Annotated in this window: 8 protein-coding genes and 1 pseudogene; 7 read left to right on the forward strand and 2 right to left on the reverse strand. The window is 67.6% G+C overall.

Annotation, left to right across the window (positions count from 1 at the left end; translation table 11 throughout):
* Window positions 1–102: 102 nt before the first annotated feature.
* Together ACFWUR_RS18150 and ACFWUR_RS18155 are read left to right on the forward strand one after the other, a co-directional pair.
* Complete coding sequence (locus ACFWUR_RS18150; protein WP_378908252.1) at window positions 103–810, forward strand: MspA family porin; 708 nt, start codon at window positions 103–105, stop codon at window positions 808–810.
* A gap of 64 nt (window positions 811–874) precedes the next feature.
* Window positions 875–1,540, forward strand: coding sequence for an MspA family porin (locus ACFWUR_RS18155; protein WP_378908253.1), 666 nt, complete (start codon window positions 875–877; stop codon window positions 1,538–1,540).
* Between the two features lie 211 nt (window positions 1,541–1,751).
* Here the strand turns inward: ACFWUR_RS18155 and ACFWUR_RS18160 are convergent, their stop codons facing one another.
* Window positions 1,752–2,240 (reverse strand): hypothetical protein, encoded by a 489-nt coding sequence (locus ACFWUR_RS18160; RefSeq protein WP_378908254.1) that lies wholly within the window; start codon window positions 2,238–2,240, stop codon window positions 1,752–1,754.
* Between the two features lie 379 nt (window positions 2,241–2,619).
* Between ACFWUR_RS18160 and ACFWUR_RS18165 the strand changes: the two genes are divergently transcribed.
* The 4 genes and pseudogenes from ACFWUR_RS18165 to ACFWUR_RS18180 all read left to right on the forward strand — a co-directional run bounded on the left by ACFWUR_RS18165 (window position 2,620) and on the right by ACFWUR_RS18180 (window position 6,546).
* Window positions 2,620–3,087 carry an SDR family NAD(P)-dependent oxidoreductase gene (locus ACFWUR_RS18165; protein ID WP_378908255.1) on the forward strand — a complete coding sequence of 156 codons (468 nt, stop codon included), beginning with the start codon at window positions 2,620–2,622 and terminating at the stop codon, window positions 3,085–3,087.
* Between the two features lie 343 nt (window positions 3,088–3,430).
* Entirely contained in the window at window positions 3,431–3,796 is a 366-nt protein-coding gene (locus ACFWUR_RS18170) for a hypothetical protein (RefSeq protein ID WP_378908256.1), read from the forward strand.
* A pseudogene (locus ACFWUR_RS18175) lies at window positions 3,775–4,191 on the forward strand (AAA family ATPase); the annotation flags it as partial. The gene ACFWUR_RS18170 and the pseudogene ACFWUR_RS18175, both read left to right, overlap by 22 nt.
* Window positions 4,192–4,206: 15 nt before the next feature.
* Window positions 4,207–6,546, forward strand: a complete 2,340-nt coding sequence (locus ACFWUR_RS18180) for a LuxR C-terminal-related transcriptional regulator (protein WP_378908271.1) — start codon at window positions 4,207–4,209, stop codon at window positions 6,544–6,546.
* A 385-nt stretch (window positions 6,547–6,931) separates the two neighbouring features.
* Here ACFWUR_RS18180 and ACFWUR_RS18185 read toward each other — a convergent pair whose 3' ends face one another.
* Window positions 6,932–7,780, reverse strand: coding sequence for a mycofactocin-coupled SDR family oxidoreductase (locus tag ACFWUR_RS18185; RefSeq protein WP_378908257.1), 849 nt, complete (start codon window positions 7,778–7,780; stop codon window positions 6,932–6,934).
* A 1,069-nt stretch (window positions 7,781–8,849) separates the two neighbouring features.
* On the opposite strand from ACFWUR_RS18185, the gene ACFWUR_RS18190 reads away from it, so the two are divergent.
* Window positions 8,850–15,934, forward strand: a 7,085-nt coding sequence (locus ACFWUR_RS18190) for an SDR family NAD(P)-dependent oxidoreductase (RefSeq protein WP_378908258.1), incomplete at its 3' end; no start/stop codon positions are given.

Below are 15,934 nucleotides of genomic sequence, written 5' to 3' on the forward strand. Positions count from 1 at the left end.
TGATCCGTATGCGGCAGTCACCGGACACCAGCTCGAAGGCTTCTCGGGTGTGTCATTCGACACTGTCCGACAGTCCTTCCACAAGATGAGGGTTCTCACAATATGAAAAACACGGATGCTACAAACTGCGGCGCCCACTGCGGCACCGCGATTCTCGGCCGCAGCGCGAAGACCGCCGTTACCGGTGCGGCTGCGGCTGTGCTGATCGGCTTTCTGTCGACCGGCGCGGCCAGCGCCGACACCTTCGTGGCGCTTCCGGACGGTGAAACCTCCGGCGTCGGCGTCACGAAGCTCACGCGCACCGGCGAGTCCGCGTTCATCGCGCCGTCCATGTCCGCGAACGGCGCCGGCCGCACCGCGCGAGTATCGGGCACTATCACCGCCGAGATCGCCGACGGCGTCCACGTTGGTCCGGCCGGACCGCAGCTGTACCCGAGCAATGCCCCGGGCACCAACAATTCCTCGACGCACGGCACGTCCGCCATCAACACTGGTTACATTGTCGGCTGCCAGGTCAGTATCGGCACTTCGGCAATTTCCGCGGGGTTGTCGGTCAGCGTCTCCCCGAACTCCGGCAACGTCGGTGGTTCGATCGCTATTCAGCTCGGCCCCGGCCAGGTGGTTTTCGTGAAGGTCGCCGATAAGGATCTCTTCGCCACCGGCACGAATTCGGTTGCGTACAAAGACGTGATGATCAACGTCGAAGGTTGCGGCGGCTATTCACAGGCCCGCGCCTACACGAACGTCGAGCTCATCGGTGTCGACCACTCACGAATTACGCTCTACGGGCAGCCGTTCAGCATTGGCTGACATTGTCGAAATTCGTCAACCCGCTCATCGCTGAAATCATCCGAGTTCCAAGGGGACAATCACCATGATCAACCGTAAGAAGGCCGCGTGTGCCGCTAACCTGGCGGCGGTGACCACCGTCGCGATAGGCCTGTTCTCCAACAGCGCGGCCAATGCCGACGTATTCATTCCGCTGGCCGATTCCGTCACGAGTCAGACCCTTCCCGATGGCAGCGTCGTGACGGTGACGCTGACCAATCAGTCTGCCAATATCAACCCGTCCATGGGGTCCACTCCGCTGCACCGCAATACCTGGGTCACTGCCACCGCGCGCGTGGAGGTGGCCAACGGCCGAGCGCTGCTCGGCATCCTCACCCCCGGCTACGTTGTCGGCTGCCAGGTGCAGATCAATGGCGGAGGTGTCAACGGCGGCGCGAGCGTGACCGGGGCCAGTGATTCCGTGGCCCCTTCAGGTACCGGTGGCGCCAGCCTCAGCCTCGGTCCCGGACAGCAGCAATCGTTCAGCATTCTCGACCGCGAGGAGCGGAGCCCGTTCGATACCCGAATCAACAATCCCGCCAACGTCTTCGCCGGTGGTGACCACGCCAGCGTGAGCTGGAAGGACACCACAATCGCGCTCAACGGTTGTGGAGGTTACGCCCAGGCCCGCGCCTTCGCGACAGCCTCGGTCGACACCGGTAGGTCGAAGGAAGTCATCACAGTGTGGGGCGACGTGTTCAGCCTTGGCTGAACACCGCAGAGCTACGAAACCGCTGGTCATCGTTGCCAACAATCGCCAGCTGCGGCACGTTGACTGCCGCCGAGATCCTTGGCGAGACAGCAGGCGTGTGCGCCATCGTTTGTCGCGCAGAGGAAGGCCGGCTCAACGCCGCAGTCCGCCGGATCGCAAGCACCCGGGCTCGCTGCTGTACCGGTGCCCGCGGGCCTGTTTCAGTGGAGCGTCACCGGCAGCGTTTCGAGCGGTCGGGATCGGATGCTTCGGCGCCGATGCAGTGCTCGGCAGATCGTCGCGGCGCCGCAGCCTGCGACTGGCGAGGCTGGTTGGTATCAGCTGGCTGAAATCGAATGCGGCCCTGTTCGGTTCGTCGACACCGCAGGACAGGACGCCGCCGAGAACATGTGATGAACGGCTGATGCCTGCGGAATGACACACCGGGATCCCACAGATCATCCGTGATGATCCGCACCGGCAGCGGCACGCCCAGGGCCGCGACCAAGTCGACGGTCCGGGTTGGGTCGACATCATCGATGAGCTGGTCGGCGATAGCGGTGATGCGGGGGATTCGCTCGGTGATGGCGCGCGGCGTAAAGGGTTCGGCGACGACGCGACGAAGGCGGTCGTGGTCGGGCGGTTCGGCGGCGAGCATGTGGGAGCAGAGGGTGTGGTGGATCCGCTGTCGCAAGGTTTGGGGATCATTGTCGCTGCGCAAGCCAACCATCGTTTCGGGGGTCTTGATTACGGCTGGACGAGTGAGCACTGTTTTGGCCGGCTAATCGGTGGACCGGAGCCTCGTGTGCGAGTTGACGAACGAAGGCGACGGGTGCTCGGAAGTAGCGGTCGTCGAATGACACATCATGAATATCGTCACCTCCAGGGTTCTACCATTGGCAGCCGGTTTTCGTCAGGCGAGCTGGATTGCCCTCGGCCGATTATGAGCTCGGATGCCGTCGATCATGGTGGCGACCAGCGCCCCCCAACAGTCGGATGGGGCTCTCGTTCATGCCAGTGCGTGTCATCTTGGGATGCGCGAAACCTATTGTCGCCGTAGGCTGCAATGCGTGAGTAGTTGCGGTTCAAGTGCTCGTGTCATGACCTTGTTCGGACGACTGGCGAGGGTGTGGGAACCTGACTTCGATGCCGGGCGAGTGGTCGCACTACCTGGCACAGGGTCGGGGATCGGGCGCGAACCGGCGATCGAGCTCAACCGCAGAGGCGCTCACCTCGCGTCGGCAGGGAGACGCGAAGAGAATCTCCGCGAGACCCAGAAGCTGTGTACAGCTCTCGGCGATGTCGAGGCGTTCCAGGTCGACGTTTGTGACCGCACGGAAGTGGCCGCCTCCGATGCAAGCACCGTCGATCGTTTCGGCCGCTGTGACGTGTCGTTGGCCAACGCGGGGATCCTTCATGTCGGCAACGTCGAATCGACCTCCTATCGCTCGCACCGACGCAGGCAAGGCTGCTCACGCGATCCTTGCCGGTGTAGAGCAGGGCCGCGCCCAGGTTTTGATCATCAAACTCGTTTCGAAACTGTGATGAGCACCGGCTCAGCCAACTGATCGTGCAATCAACAGAGGTTCAGGGGGTGCTGGTTCCGCTTGATCGCATCATCAACCATCGACTTACGCTGTCGGAAGCGACGACCGCTATCGCGGAAGCAGCCGCTACCCATAGGCAGGTTGACCGTATTTCCACTGATGGGAGTCGGCGCACTGTCGTTGTGCCGCTGCCGATCTCGCCGCAGCGGCTACATAGTGTGATGCGGTGTGAAGTTCCAACCGTCTTGGGGTAGAAGTGCTTTCGTTTGCGTGGTCGCTTGCGCATCGACGAATTTTCGCAACAGTGTCGCTCATAGCGCCCCCCGCTCGCGTATCCGCGGGGTTCCTGTCGGTATCGCCGATCATGCCGCTCGAGCGTTCGACGGCCCTGAGTCGCTGGCATCCCGTCAGCGAAGGGTTCTACTTCGACGTGGAAGCGGGCATCGTGATTACCGAGTTCGTCACTCTCTCACGCGGGAGTACTGGCGTGGAAGACTCCGGGTGGCTCGACATTCCCGCACGGGAGAGCATGACCGTGCGGCACGGCTTCGTCAACTATCAGCCGCATCTGGCCGACCGAATCAGCCTGCACGATCGCACCAGAGTAGTTGTGTTCGACTGCATTAGGGGGGAAACGTGGAAGGAATTCAAGTCGGATCACCGGACTCGTCCGATGATCCGGTGCATTATGACGCCGATCTGGCTTTGGTGGAACTGGACCGCGAATTAGCGCAGTTGAACGCGCGGCTCGACGCCGCGGCTCGCGGGTACGGAACTCTCTCGTTTGTGAATGGCCCCGTCTGTAGCGGCAAAACCACTTTGCTGCACAGATTCGCCGAGGACGCGGCCGATACGGGTGCCACCGTGTTGACCGCGGTGGGTTCCACCTTCGAGCAGGGTCTGCCGCTCGCTTTGATCGGGCAACTGCTCGCCGGCATCGGTTTGGACGACGAGTGGCGGACATGCATCGCACAGTTGATCCGCGGGACGACGCCGGGCGCCGAGCGCCTCGATGACGGCCTCGTCGAGCCACAACTGGTCTTCGAGCTGTGCGAGATCTTCGTCGAGATAGCCGACAGGGGATTGCTGGTGATCTGTGTGGATGATGTTCACCATTCCGACGTCGCTTCGTTGCAGTGCTTGCTGTTTGTCGCTCGACGGATCCGCTCCGCCCGGATCGCGATCGTGCTGACCGAATCCGCCCTTCGTTCACTGGACTACCAGCGATATCGGAGTGATTTGCTGAAACTCTCCTGGTGCGCCGAGATCCGACTGGCCCCGCTGACTGTCGAAGGGGTCGCCAAGCTGGTGTGCTTGTGTTGCGGCGGCGGGTGTGGGCACGGTGCCGAATACCACGGCATCACCGGTGGCAATCGGTTGCTGTTGCAGGCGGTTGTCGCCCAGCGCCGCCAGATGGGAGCCACCGGGCAAGTGCCGCTGCCGGACCATTTCGTCCGTAGCGACGCGTTCCGGCAGGCCGTGCTCGACTGCTTGCTGCGCCATGAGCCTGCGGCGATCGAGATCGCGGGCGGGCTCGCCGTCTTGGGTGAGTGCTCCACTCCGGCACTGCTCGGCGATCTGCTCGACCTCTCTGCTGACATCGTCGCGAGTGTGCTGCAGGGCCTGGAGCACAGCGGTTTGCTGGTCGCCGGGCGGTTTCGGCACGAGGCGATCGAGAGCGCGGTCCTCGACATCCGGTCCGCTGACCTGATCCGCCTGCACCGGGGTGCGGCCCGCCTGCTGTATCTGCAGTCCGCGCCCGCGTCCCTCGTAGCCGAGCACCTGCTCGGCGCGGGCGACCTCGACGAACCATGGATGGTCGATATGCTGTGTTCGGCCGCGAAGGAGCTGGAGCAGACGGACGACGCCGCGCTGGGCAGCCAGTACCTCGAGCTGGCGAGCGCGTCCTGCGTCGACGACCGGCGCCGCGCGGACATCGACACCGAGCTCGCCGGTCTCGACTGGCAGCTCGAAACGTTCAACCTCGCTCGGAACATCAAACAGGTGGCGCACGCAGGTGAGGAAATCGCCAGCGGCAGCGAACACACGGCCGTGCTGGTCAGGTATCTGCTGCGGTACGGGAGGTTTGCCGAGGTCTCCGCCGCGCTCGACGCGGTAGGCGCGTTGGGGGAGACCGGTCACAGTCCTGTCGACCTCGGTTCGACCAAATTACTCCTTGCCTCGTCTTACCCGCCGTTGTTCGCCCAGCTGGCGCCAGCCGGACCCGGACGACAAGCGCCTCTGACGTCCCGCCGGGCCGAGCCGTTCCGATATGCTGCGACAGTGCTCGCCGACGTGCTCAGCGGACGGCCGGACGGTGCCGCGATCACGACAGCCACCGCGGCACTGGGCATGGTTCGCTTGTCCCACAAGGCGTTCGAGCAAGTCGAGTGCACGCTGCTCGCGCTGATCTACACGGACGACCTCGACCGGGCAGACACGGTCGGCGAGACGCTGCTCGGCATAGCCGAGCGGCTGGGCAGCGCGGCCTGGATCGCGCGGCTGTCCGCGTTGCACGCGGAGATCGCGATTCGCCGGGGCAGGCTGGCCATCGCGCTGGAGCGTGGTGACGCCGCGCTCGCCCGGCTGACCCCGCAAGCGTGGGGAGTAGTCATCGGAATGCCGCTGTCCAGCCTGATCATGGCGGCGACCGCGATGGGTGAGTTGAGTAGGGCCGCGGAGTACCTGGCCGTGCCCGTTCCTGAAGACATCTACCGAACCCGGTTCGGTCTGCACTATCTCTACGCCTACGGCGAATACCATCTCGCCACCAACGACCTGCAAGCCGCACTCGGCGACTTCGCCCTGTGTGGCAGCCTGATGGGGGAGTGGGGGATCGACGTGCCAGGCTTCCTGCCCTGGCGGACCGGCGCGGCACGGGTGTTCTTGCGGCTCGGCAAACAGGATCGCGCGGTGCGGCTCATCGACGAGCAGATCGCACGCCTCGACCGCGGGCAGGCGCGGGCGTCCGGCATCACGCTGCAGATGAAGGCGGCGACGCGGGATCCCGAAGGCAGGGTTGCGTTGCTCCGTCAGGCTGTCGACGAACTGCAGGAGTGCGGCGACCAGCTGGAGCTGGCGCGGGCACTGGCCGACCTCGGCACGGCGTACCAGGCGCTGGGCGAGCGCCAGCGGGCCCGGACCATCCTGCGCCGTGCCGCGCATTTGGCGGAGGTGCGTGAGATCGAGCCGCTACGCAGGCAGCTTGCTCTGGAAGCGTCCGACATCGGGGTGGACGGCGACGCCGAGTCCTTCGAAGCCGAGGGCACGCTCACGGTGCTCAGCGAGGCCGAACGCCGCGTGGTCGTGCTCGCGGCCACCGGGTACACCAACCGCGAAATCGCGGGAAAGCTCTATCTCACGATCAGTACCGTGGAACAGCATCTCACGAGGATCTACCGCAAGCTCAATGTCGCCGGGCGCAGCGATCTCCCGCTGGATTTCAGCGCGTCGATCCCCGCACCGTCCAGCTCGAACTGACAATCCCAGCAGTTCGGCTGTCTATGGGACGAGGAGGCGGGTGCTGGATCTGCGACGCCGAGATCGTCCGCATCCCCTCCGCCACGGTCGTGAGTAGACCCAAACGCCGCCGGGGCACCGCGACGTTGATCGTGCGGCAGGTCGAACGCCTGGGTGCCGGTCACCCGCAGGGCCAGGGCGTGCTGTCCACCCCACCCTCGCACCACCCGCCGCGGCCTGACCCATCCACCACCCGAAATCGGACCTACCAGGAACGACAGTGGAAAAGCTGGGCAGGCCATCGACTACCGGCTACCCACGCCCAGCGATCCCCGCGCCGCAGGCGTGGAGACACCCAGTATCCCCCTCGGTGGATCCAGGTTCAGCGGTCGGCAATGCCGCTGTCCTACAGGCCTTGCTTGACCGCCGCTCCGGCATCTACCTTCAGGTGAAGGCCGGTGACGTAGCGGGACTCGTCCGAGGCCAGGTAGACGACCGCGTGAGAGACGTCGATCGGGTTCACGTACGGGATCGGCATCGACTGGATGCCGGTGAAGATCGGATCGACGTCCGCCTGGGTCGGCTCCTCCAGGTCGGGCCGGAACGTCTTGTAGACCGAGTCGTTGAGCAGCATGTGGGTGTCGACGTTGGTCGGGTGCACCGCGTTGACGCGCTGCCCGGCGCTGGAGACGAGCTGCGCGAGCGTGTTCACGTACTCGACCAGCGTGTGTTTGGCGAACCGGTACGCCGCGAAGCCTGGACCGGCAGGCGAGACGTCGCCGTGGCCCGGCTGCAGCGCGGTCATCGAGCCGATGATGATGATCGACGCGCCCTCGCCGAGGTGTGGCAGCGCAGCGTGGACGGTGTTGACGACACCGCCGAGGTTGATGTCGACGGTGTCGACGAACGCGCCGATCGGGCGCCCCGCGCCGATGGGCAGGATCCCCGCGTTCGGGATCACCACGTCGAGGCGGCCCAACTCGGCGACCCCCTCGTCGATGGCCGCCTTCAGTGCGTCCCGGTCCCGGACATCGGCGCGCCTGGTGACGATGCGGCGGCCCGTCTTCTCGACCAGCCGCGCGGTCTCTGCCAGATCGTCGGCACCGGCCATGGGGTAGGCGACGGACGCGATGTCCTCGCACAGATCGATGGCGATGATGTCGGCGCCCTCTTCGGCAAGTCGCACAGCGTGACTGCGGCCCTGGCCGCGCCCCGCTCCAGTGATTACCGCGACTTTGCCAGCTACCCGACCCATGTGAGGCCCTCCTTGCTTTCATTACGGAAATTCATCGGAACGACAATGCCCCGCTCTCATTATCGGAGCAGTGGAGGGCCGGGAGGAGGGGAGTGCCACCCCTAAAGTTTTAGGGGTGGCGTTTCTTCCGGCGGCTGCGCACCATCTTTCAGAGCACTACCGAGGCGCTCACGCACGGTACTTCCGACGCTGGCCGAGACCGCAGAGGAGTATCTGCGCCGTACGGAGCAGATTCCTGACGAAATCCGGCCGTCCTTCAGGTGAATTCGAGTTCCGTGCACAACAAGGCTCCACAAATCCACTTCCGGATAGGGGAGATAGGGGTTTGATCGCCGCCGCACCCCCATGCCGGGCCCTGGCCGAGTTCCCCTGACCCAGTACGGAAGAACGCTGTACGCGTGCGGCAATGCGCAGACCATGTGGAAGCGCGCGCCCTCGTCGACGCGGTGCTCAAATCGACGGGGACATAGGGCGCTCTGCGCACCGCGTTCCGTCGCGGATACCTCGACGTGCCCTACTGCGTACACCCCGATCGCGCAGCCGTACAGGCTCCGGCGGCCGGCTCCACTCGGCGGACACCGGGAGCCTTCCATTCGCCGGAATCGCGGAATGCGGTAGGTCCAAGAAAGACTATTTCCGCTGACCTCATGAGTTGTCTCCACCATGGGCACCGGATGTTCAACGAACCACTGGCGCAACAAGATCCTGTTACGAGTTCGTAGGGGGCGATAGGGGTGTGGATGCCCTCGGTGCCCGTCCTATATTACAGCTCCGGGTATTTCTCGGAGCATTCACAATTTCTGGCTGTGGCAACAGCAACAATGAATATTAGGTGTGGAGTGTGCAGATGAGCGGGTCCGGAAGCTTCGATTCTGACACCCAGCACGGGCCGGACCACGCGCCAGGCGTCCGGCCCGTTTTGGTTGGCCGACTGGCGCCGCTGCCGGCCGCCGAGCAGGTGCGGGTGCTGCTTGATCTCGTCCGTTCAGAGGCACTGGCAGTCCTGCGGAGCATCCGTCCCGAACCCCCGGCTTCGGTCCTCCCGGACCTCCCTTTCAAGGATCAGGGCGTGGACTCCCTCGGCCTGGTGTCCCTGCATACACGGGTGTGCGACGCGACCGGGCTCGACTTGCCGCCCACCGTGGGGTTCGACCACCCCACACCAGCCGCCCTCGCCGCGTTCCTGCGCCGTGAACTCCTCGGCCTTGACCTCGGCACGGATACGGCGAACCCTGCTCCGGTCACCGTCGACGACGGTGACCCCATCGTCGTGGTAGGCATCGCATGCCGGTTCCCGGGCGGCATAGAGAACGCCGACGACCTGTGGAAGCTGGTCGACGAGGGTCGGGACGTGCTCTCCGACTTTCCGACGGACCGTGACTGGGACCTGGAGAACCTCTACGACCCGGACCCGACCGCCCCGCGCAAGAGCTACGTCAACAAGGGCGGCTTCCTGGAGAACGCGACCCGCTTCGACGCCGACTTCTTCGGCATCAGCCCGCGCGAGGCCCTCGCCATGGACCCCCAGCAGCGGATCATGCTCGAGACCGCGTGGGAAGCGCTGGAGCACACCGGTATCGCCCCTGACTCCCTGCGGGGCAGCCGTACCGGCGTCTTCATCGGCGCCGAGGTCCACGAGTACGGCGTCAAGGCGCACGAGGCACCCGAGGGCCTCGACGGCTACCTGATGATCGGCAACGCGCCCAGCGTCGCCTCCGGCCGCGTCTCCTATACCCTGGGGTTCGAGGGCCCCGCGATGACTCTGGACACCGCCTGCTCGGGTGCCATCGTCTCGCTGCACCTCGCCGCCCAGTCACTGCGCCGCGGCGAGTGTTCCCTGGCCCTCGTCGGCGGTGTGACCGTCATGGGCAGCCCGGGCATCTTCACCTCCTTCAGCCGTCAGCAGGGCCTGGCTCCTGACGGCCGCGTCAAGGCGTTCGCCGGAGCCGCCGACGGCACCGGCTTCTCCGAGGGTATCGGCCTGCTCGTCGTCGAGCGCCTGTCCGACGCTCGACGGCTGGGCCACACCGTGCACGCCGTGGTGCGCAGCACGTCCGTCAACCAGGACGGCGCCAGCAATGGCCTCACCGCTCCGAGCGGCATCTCGCAGCAGCGGCTCATCCGCCAGGCGCTCGCCGACGCCGGACTCACCGCGGCCGAGGTCGATGCCGTCGACGCGCACGGCACGGGCACGAGGCTGGGCGACCCGATCGAGGCCCAGGCGATCCTCGCCACCTACGGCAAGGGCCGTCCCGAGGACGAGCCGTTGTGGCTCGGCTCGGTAAAGTCCAATCTGGGGCACACTCAGGCTGCGGGCGGCGCCGCGAGCATCATCAAGATGATCATGGCGATGCGCCACGACGTCCTGCCCAAGACCCTCAATGTCGACGAGCCCTCCCCCAACATCCGCTGGTCGGCCGGGAACGTGCGACTGCTGACCGAGGCCCGCCCGTGGGAGCGAGGGGACCGCCCGCGCCGCGCGGGGGTCTCTGCCTTCGGCATCAGCGGCACCAATGCCCACGTCATCCTGGAGGAGCCGCCGGCCGAGGAGCCCGCGACTGCCGCTCCGGCCGCCGCCCCGCCGCGCGCCGCGACGGAGCTGCCGCTGGTCGTCTCCGCCCGCACCGCGCCCGCCCTTCGCGCCCAGGCCGCGCGACTGCTCACCCTCCTGGCCGCCGAACCCGAAGCCTCGCTGACGGACATCGGCTACTCGCTGGCTGCCACGCGGGCCACGCTCTCGCACCGTGCGGTCGTCCTCGCCGCCGATCGAACCGGCCTCGAGCGCGCACTGCGGGCCGTCACCGAGGAGCACTCCGCTCCCGGGCTTTTCATCGACCCGCGGGGCCAGGGCGCCGACACCGCGGGACGCCTCGCCTTCCTCTTCACCGGGCAGGGCAGCCAGCGCCTGGGCATGGGTCGTGAGCTCAGCCGCACCCAGCCGGTGTTCGCCAAGGCGCTCCAGGACGCCATCGGCTACCTCGACCTGCAGCTCGAGCTCTCCCTATGGGACGTGCTGTTCGCCCCCGAGAACAGCCCCGAGGCGGAGCTGCTGCACCAGACCCGGTACGCGCAGTGCTCCTTGTTCGCCATCGAGGTCGCGCTCTTCCGCCTGGTCGAGTCTTGGGGCGTCAAGCCCGACTTTGTGGCAGGACACTCCATCGGCGAGCTGGCCGCCGCGCACGTCGCCGGCGTACTCGGCCTCGAGGACGCCGCGACGCTCGTCGCCGCCCGCGGTCGGCTGATGCAGGAGCTGCCCGCGGGCGGCGCCATGGTCGCGGTCCAGGCTACGGAGGAGGAAGTCCTCCCGCTGCTGGTCGCCCACGCCGGGCGCATCGCCATCGCGGCCGTCAACGGTCCGAACTCGATCGTGATCTCCGGCGAGGAGGATGCGGCGCTCGCAGTCGCCGCCGAGCTCGCCGCGCGGGGGCGCAAGACTCAGCGCCTGCGCGTGAGCCATGCCTTCCACTCGCCGTTGATGGAACCGATGCTCGCTGAGTTTCGCCGGGTCGCCCAGATCATGGCGTACAAGGCGCCGCAGATCCCGGTCGTCTCGAACATGACCGGCACGCTCGCCACTTCGGAGCAGCTCTGCTCGCCCGATTACTGGGTCGAGCACGTGCGCGACGCCGTCCGATTCGCCGACGGCATCCGCTTCCTAGAGGCCGCCGGCGTCACCTCCTACCTCGAACTCGGCCCCGACGCGGTGCTCTCGGCCATGGGCCAGGAGTGCGTCTCCGGCGGGCCATGGACTACCTTCGCCCCGGCTCTGCGCCGCGACCGCGACGAGTTGCACGAGCTGCTGTCGGCCCTGGCCCTCCTGCACACAGGTGGGACCGGCGTCGACTGGGCAGCCTGCTACGAGGGGCTCGACGCCCGCCGCATCCCGCTGCCCAGCTACGCCTTCCAGCGCCGCCACTACTGGCTGAGCGCGCCCGTCACCCACGGCGACCCGGCCGGAATCGGGCAGATCGCCTCCGATCACCCGCTGCTGGGCTCCGTGCTGGAGCTCGCTGGCGACGACGCGGGCGGTGTGGTCCTCACCGGACGCATCTCGCTGCGCTCGCACTCTTGGCTGGCCGACCACGTCATCGCCGGCGTCGCCCTGCTGCCCGGCACCGCCTTCGTGGAACTCGCCGCTCACGCGGGCGAACAGGTCGGCTGCGACCTGGTAGAGGAACTGACCCTGCAGGCGCCACTGGCGCTCCCGGCCACCGGCGGCGTCGCCCTCCAGGTCGTCGTGGGCGTCCCCGAAGCCGACGACCGCCGCACCATCGGCTTCTTCTCCCGTCCCGAGGGCGCGCCGGACGACGCGGAGTGGACGCGGCACGCCACCGGTGTGCTGGCCCGGGCGGGTGCGCCGGCCGTGACCGCGGAGTCCTTCGGCATGGCCCAGTGGCCGCCGGCGGGTGCCGAGCCGGTCGACATCACCACGCTGTACGCCGACATGGCCGAGAACGGCTACGGCTACGGACCCGCGTTCCAAGGCTTGCGGACGGTGTGGCGCACGAGCGGCGAGGTCTACGCCGAGGTCGCCCTGGACGGCGAAGTCGCCTCCCAGGCAGGCGCCTTCGGCCTGCACCCGGCCCTTCTCGATGCTGCTCTGCACGCGACCGACTTCGTTTCGCCGGATCCGGTCTCCGACGAGACGCGACTGCCGTTCGCCTGGACCGGGGTGTCGCTGTATTCCACGGGCGCCTCCTCGATCCGCGTACGCATCGCCGCCACCGGCACCGACTCGGTTTCGCTGTCGGTCGCCGATCCGATCGGCGTCCCGGTGGCCCGCATCGACTCCTTCGTCCTACGCCCGGTCGATACCGCACAGCTGCGCGCATCCCACGTCGGCGTCGTACCGATGCTGATGGAGTGGACGGCCCTGGAGGCTCACGGCGCCTCCAGCACCGAAGGCTGGAACGTGGTCCGTCTCGAAGCGACCGAGGGCGAGACCCTCGATGCCATCCGCAGCAACACCGGCCGGGCGCTGGAGCTGCTACAGAACTGGCTGGCCGACGAGTCCGCGGCCGACACCAAGCTCGCCATCGTCACTCGCGCTGCCGTCGCCACGACGGCCGACGACACTCTCGATCTCGAACTAGCGCCCGTATGGGGCCTGGTGCGCGCGGCGCAGGCGGAGAACCCCGGCCGCGTCGTCCTCGTCGACACCGACCGCGAGGACGACGACCTGATCTCCGCGGCACTGTCCACCGGCGAGCCGGAGCTGGCCATCCGCAGCGGCCGGATCCATGCCCCCCGGCTCGTCCATGGCGTCGTCCCCGTCGAAGAACTCCCTTCGCCGTGGGATGGTGAGGGCACGGTTCTGATCACGGGTGGTACCAGTGGTCTGGGTGCGCTGGTCGCCCGTCACCTGGTGGTGGAGCACGGTGTGCGGCACGCGCTGTTGACCAGTAGGCGTGGGGCGGGGGCTCCGGGTGTGGAGGAGTTGCGCGGGGAGCTGGTCGAGGCGGGTGCCGAGGTCACGATCGTCGCGTGCGACGTTTCGGACCGTGTGGCGCTGGCCGGTCTGCTGGCGGGCGTGGCCGCGGCTCATCCTCTGACTGCGGTCGTGCACGCTGCGGCGGTCGTCGATGACGGTCTGACCAACTCCCTCACCCCCCAGCGCATCGACGTCGTGCTGCGGCCCAAGGCGGATGCGGCCTGGCACCTGCACGAGCTCACCGCTGAGCTGGGCATCGATCTCAAGGCCTTCGTCCTGTTCTCCTCCACGGCCGGATTCCTGGACAGCGCTGGCCAGGGCAACTACGCAGCTGCCAACGTATTCCTCGACGCCCTCGCTCACCTGCGCAGGTCGCAGGGGCGGGCCGCCACCGCGCTCGCCTGGGGGCTGTGGACCGGCGACGTCGGCATGGGCGCCGCCCTCGGGGCGGTCGCTCTGCAACGCATCGCGAAGTTGGGCCTGGAACCGCTGTCCACCGCCGAGAACCTGGCACTGCTGGACGCGGCCCTGCGGACCGGAACGGCCGCGGTCGTCCCCGTACGGGTCAGCGGCCACGCGCTGGCGGACCGCGTCGGCGATATCCCCGCCGTGCTCCGCGGCCTGGTACGCATCCGAAAGGCCCGCCGTACCGCCGCGGCCGGCGGCGCTGTTTCGGTCGCCGATACGCTGGCCAACCATCTGGCAGCCCGCACCGGGCCCGAGCGCGCCGAGGCTCTGCTCGAATTGGTCCGCGTGCAGGTCGCATCGGTGCTCGGCCACGACGGTGCCGACGCCGTCGAACCTGGCCGTGCCTTCAGCGAGAGCGGCTTCGACTCGCTCGCCGCCGTCGAGCTGCGCAACGGCCTCAACGCGGCCACCGGACTGCGCCTGACCGCCACCCTCGTCTTCGACTATCCGACGCCGCGCGCCCTCGCCGAGCACATCGCCTCGAAGCTGGCGCCCGCGCAGGACCTGCCCGCCGTACGGCAGGACGTGGCCGTCGCCGATGACGAACCCATCGTCATCGTCGGCATGAGCTGTCGGTACCCGGGCGGTGTGACCTCGCCCGAGGAGTTGTGGAACCTGGTCGCCGAAGGACGCGACGGGGTGTCGCACTTTCCGGCCGACCGCGGCTGGGACATCGAGGACCTGTACGACCCGGAGCCCGGAGTCTCGGGCAAGAGTTCCACCCGCGAGGGCGGATTCCTCTACGACGCCGCCGAGTTCGACCCGGAGTTCTTCGGCATCAGCCCGCGCGAGGCCCAGGCCATGGACCCCCAGCAGCGCCTGTTGCTGGAGATCTCCTGGGAGGCCTTCGAGCGGGCCGGGATCGACCCGCTGTCGGCCCGCGGCACCAGCACCGGCGTCTTCGCCGGCGTGATGTACCACGACTGGGGTACCCGGCTCGGCGGCCGGGTCGCCGAAGAGTACGCGGGCTACCTCGGCAACGGAAGCCTCGCCAGTGTCGTCTCCGGCCGCATCTCCTACACCCTGGGCCTGGAAGGCCCGGCGGTGACGGTCGACACCGCGTGCTCGTCCTCGCTGGTCGCCATGCACTGGGCTATCCAGGCGCTGCGCGCCGGCGAATGCTCCCTGGCCCTGGCCGGCGGCGTGACGATCATGTCCACGCCCGACACCTTCATCGACATGAACCGCCAGCGCGGCCTGGCGGCCGACGGTCGTTGCAAGTCCTTCTCCGCAGCAGCCGACGGCACGGGCTGGGGCGAAGGCGCCGGAATGCTCGTACTGGAGCGGCTTTCGGACGCCCGCGCCAACGGCCACCGGATCCTCGCCGTCATCAAGGGTTCGGCCGTCAACCAGGACGGTGCCAGTAATGGCCTGACCGCCCCCAACGGTCCCGCCCAGCAGCGGGTCATCGAACAGGCCCTCTCCTCGGCCGGCCTGACGGGCGCCGACGTGGACGCCGTCGAGGCGCACGGTACGGGTACGACGCTAGGCGACCCGATCGAGGCGCAGGCGCTGCTGGCCACCTACGGCCTGCAGCGGCCAGTCGACGGCACGCCGCTGCAGCTGGGTTCCATCAAGTCGAACCTCGGCCACACCCAGGCCGCCGCCGGAGTCGCCGGTGTCATCAAGATGGTCGAGGCGATGCGCCACGGCGTACTGCCCAAGACCCTGCACGTGGACGAGCCCTCGCCCCAGGTGGACTGGGAGGCGGGCGCGGTGGAGCTGATCACGGAGGCCCGCAACTGGCCCGAGACCGGTCGCCCGCGCCGTGCGGGTGTCTCTTCCTTCGGCATCAGCGGGACCAACGCGCACCTGATCCTGGAGCAGGCACCGGCCGAGGACGCCACCACGCCGGGCACCGAGGCCCCGGTGATTCCGTGGCAGATCTCCGGCAAGACCCCGGCGGCGACCCGCGCTCAGGCAGTGCGACTGCGGAACTTCCTTGACACCCTCGGGGAAGGCGAGCTGACGGCCGCAGGCAAGGCGCTGGCGACCTCGCGCGCCGCGCTGGAACACCGCGCGGTGGCGGTCGGCACCGACCGCGCAGAGCTGGCCGCCGCGCTGGAAGCAATCGCAGATGGCGCGGGCATCGAGGAGACGGTGAACGGAAAGCTCGCTTTCTTGTTTACGGGTCAGGGTGCGCAGCGGTTGGGGATGGGGCGGGAGTTGTGCAACGCGTTCCCCGTGTTCGCGCAAGCCTTCGACGCGGTCCTGGCAGAGCTGGACATGCCGCTGCGGGAGGTCGTGTGGGGCGA

Origin of the sequence: Nocardia sp. NPDC058633 (assembly GCF_042717045.1) — a bacterium.
Classification (GTDB): Bacteria; Actinomycetota; Actinomycetes; order Mycobacteriales; family Mycobacteriaceae; genus Nocardia.

What these genes read in the sequence shown, in the direction of transcription:
- ACFWUR_RS18165 (WP_378908255.1), top strand. Translation starts at nt 2,620, where the DNA reads ATGACCTTGTTCGGACGACTGGCGAGGGTGTGGGAACCTGACTTCGAT.
- ACFWUR_RS18170 (WP_378908256.1), top strand. Translation starts at nt 3,431, where the DNA reads ATGCCGCTCGAGCGTTCGACGGCCCTGAGTCGCTGGCATCCCGTCAGC.
- ACFWUR_RS18155 (WP_378908253.1), top strand. Translation starts at nt 875, where the DNA reads ATGATCAACCGTAAGAAGGCCGCGTGTGCCGCTAACCTGGCGGCGGTG.
- ACFWUR_RS18150 (WP_378908252.1), top strand. Translation starts at nt 103, where the DNA reads ATGAAAAACACGGATGCTACAAACTGCGGCGCCCACTGCGGCACCGCG.
- ACFWUR_RS18185 (WP_378908257.1), bottom strand. Translation starts at nt 7,780, where the DNA reads ATGGGTCGGGTAGCTGGCAAAGTCGCGGTAATCACTGGAGCGGGGCGC.